This window comes from Bacteroidales bacterium, from assembly GCA_018334875.1.
GTDB lineage: Bacteria > Bacteroidota > Bacteroidia > Bacteroidales > UBA12077 > JAGXLC01.
In genome coordinates this window covers 1-3408 of sequence record JAGXLC010000430.1, presented here as the reverse complement: position 1 = coordinate 3408, position 3408 = coordinate 1, and the positions used below count along the sequence as shown (strand labels likewise).

Annotated in this window: 2 protein-coding genes; both read left to right on the top strand. The window is 45.2% G+C overall.

Annotated elements, in window-relative coordinates:
* The first annotated feature begins 111 nt into the window (after nucleotides 1-111).
* Nucleotides 112-2466, top strand: a complete 2355-nt coding sequence (locus tag KGY70_19325; protein MBS3777354.1) for a glycoside hydrolase family 95 protein — start codon at nucleotides 112-114, stop codon at nucleotides 2464-2466.
* 148 nt (nucleotides 2467-2614) lie between these two features.
* The coding region (locus KGY70_19320) for an alpha-L-rhamnosidase N-terminal domain-containing protein (protein ID MBS3777353.1) at nucleotides 2615-3408 on the top strand (794 nt) is incomplete at its 3' end.

Sequence of the window (3408 nt, the reverse complement as noted above, 5' to 3'; positions counted from 1 at the left end):
GGCAGAAAAGAACCACAAGATTCAGTTAACAATTCAATCCGTTCTTTCAGGAGATTATTTGAGCGGATAAATGAATACCAAAAAAAAGAAGAACTATAAAAGCCATATCTTATGAAAACTGGAACAATGATCATTATTGCTTTGGCAGCGCTTATGTTATTGGACTGCTCAAAGCAACAGGAAGTCCCTTCACCCACGTACCGGTTATGGTATGATGAACCGGCAGAAAAATGGATCGAAGCCCTGCCCATCGGGAATGGCCGTATGGGAGCCATGGTTTTCGGGGACCCCCAAAAAGAGCGTATTCAATTCAACGAAGAGAGCTTATGGGCAGGTACAAAAATTGACAACAACAATCCCCAGGCATTGGAACATCTGCCGGAGATCCGGGAGTTGATCTTTGATGGTAAATATCAAAAAGCCTATGAAATGGCCAATAAATATTTATTGGGAACCCCTCCCCGGATACGTTCCTACCAGACTTTCGGAGACCTTTTCCTGAATTATCAGTGGGATAGCGAGGTAAAGAACTATGAAAGGGAGCTGGATCTGCGATCCGGAATTGCCACCACCACTTTTACTGCAGATGATAACAAGGTAAAACAGGAAGTGTTTGCTTCTGCTCCGGGCAATCTTATAGCTGTGCATATTTCTGCCAGCGAGCCGTTTGATGTGGATGTGAATATGAAGCGGGAAAGAGATGCTGAAGTTAAATTCCTTTCCGATGGAAAGATGGTGATGAACGGGCAGATCGTAGATCCCGAAGAGCCCGCACGTGGACCTGCAGGGCCCCATATGAAATTTTCGGCAGTGGCTGAGGTGAAAACTGAGGGTGGCGAACTGGTAAGCCATGAAGAGCAATTGTCCTATAATTCAGTGAATTCTTTGACCATTTATCTCACCGCTGCTACCAATTATGTATTGGATACGCTGAACTTTTCAGATAAGATCGATCCGGCTGCTCAATGTAAATCCATTCTAAAAAATACAGGGGAAAAATCCTTTTCAGAGGTTAAAGAAGCCCATGTGAATGATCACAGCAGCATGTTCAACCGGGTATCCTTAACTCTCGGCAAGGATACCTTACGGGATATGCCCACCGATGAGAGGCTCGAACGTGTGAAGAACGGTCACATTGACAATGGTTTAACTACTACTTATTTCCAATATGGCAGGTACCTGTTGATGGGTTCTTCCCGAAAACCAGGTAAACTGCCGGCCAACCTGCAGGGTGTGTGGAACAAGGATTTCAATGCCGCATGGAATTCCGATTTCCACACCAACATCAACCTGCAGATGAATTATTGGCCCGCTGAGGTAGGAAATCTTTCGGAGACCAGCCGGATCCTTACCCGCTTCATGGAAGAACTGACTGAGCCGGGATCGGTTACAGCCAAAAAAATGTATGGTACGGAAGGCTGGACGTTACATCACCTCACCGATCCATTCGGCCGTACCGGTGTTGCCGACGGAGTATGGGGTGTATCCCCCATGGCCGGTCCGTGGATGACCTTCCCTCTGTATAGGCATTTTGAATATACCCGGGATATGGATTATCTACGCCGGATCTATCCCCTGTTAAAAGGTTCTGCCAAATTTGTCATGGGATATCTGGTGGAATCACCAGAAGGCTACCTGGTCACCAATCCGTCCCATTCACCGGAAAATGCCTTCTTTGTTCCGGGAACCAACAAAGAGGAACAGTCATCACTCACCTATGCAGCCACCATCGACATTCAAATTATCAATAAGCTAATGGATAATTGCATAGAAGCAAGCCAGCTACTGGACAAAGATCAGGATTTTGCCGGAAAATTAAAGGATATTCAGGATAAATTGCCACCGGTTCAAATCGGAGAAAATGGAACCATCCAGGAATGGATTAAGGATTATGAAGAAGTGGAAGTAGGACATCGTCATATGTCTCATTTGCTGGAACTTTACCCTCTGGCACAGATAACGGAAGAAACTCCTGAACTTTACGAAGCTGCCAGAAAAACCATTGAGCGAAGACTGGAGCACGGCGGAGGACATACGGGCTGGAGCCGCGCCTGGATTATCAATTTCTTTGCCCGTCTCAAAAACGGGGAAAAAGCCTTGCAGCACCTTCAGCAACTATTTACCAAATCAACAGCCCAAAATCTGTTTGACATGCATCCGCCCTTCCAGATCGATGGCAACTTCGGTGGCACGGCAGGAATTGCTGAAATGTTGCTGCAGTCGCATAACGGGGTTATTCGTCTGTTGCCGGCACTTCCCGAAGCCTGGAGCGAGGGAAATGTTAAAGGCCTGAAAGCTCGGGGTGGTTTTGAATGTGATATATGGTGGAAAGAAGGAAAGCTGACCAAAGCCGTCATCCGTTCTGAAAAAGGAGGAAAAGTGGATGTAAAATATGGTGCAGAGGAATTTTCTGTTGAAATAGAGCCGGGAGGTAAATATACATATACCAATGAAACCCGCATCTAGGAACCTTCACAACAAGGACATGAGTAGCATGCGGGTTCCATGGTTATACAAGCAAAGTTTGTGATTTTTGTAAATAAATCAATTTGAATTTCAATTTTTTAATAAACTGTTACACTAATGAATGATAATTAAAATTAAACACCATACCATGAAAAAGTACTTGATTATATTGTTGCCTTTGTTCCTCATTGGCTGTTCGACCTCGAAAGACCAAAAAACTTCGGAATTACAGTTTAATGCTTTGCTGTGCGAAAACCAGGTGAACCCCAATCACATTGATGATATTTCGCCCCGCTTGACTTGGCAAATGACCTCAGAGCAGAAAGGCATGCATCAAACCGCTTATCGCATATTGGTAGCTTCTTCAAAGGAATTGCTGGAAGAAGGGGAAGCAGATCTCTGGGATTCCGGAAAGGTGAACTCTTCTGAATCCGTCCTGGTGACTTATGAAGGTGAGCCATTGACTTCAGGACAAAAATGTTACTGGACAGTGAAAGTATGGGATCAGAATGGAGTGGCCTCCAAATACGCCAAACCTGCCCAATGGGAGATGGCCATTCTGGATAGCAGCAAATGGCAGGCCAAATGGATCAGTCCACCACGTGTATTTAACTGGAGCAGAAGGGATGGCAAAATCAAACAGATGGCCCGCAACCAAAGGGATCAAACTGCACCCAAAGAGCCCATGCCTTTGCTAAGAAAATCTTTTGAAGTTCAGAAGGAAATTGTATCAGCCAAAGCCTATATCACAGGATTGGGTTTTTTCGAGCTCCATGTGAACGGCAAACAAATTGGGGACCATCTGCTTTCACCTGCATTCACCGATTACAGCAAGACCGTTTTGTATGAAGTGATGGATGTGACAGACCGTTTGCAGCAAGGAGAAAATGTCCTTGGTGTGATGTTGGGAAACGGTTGGTACAACCAGATCAGTACCGATGT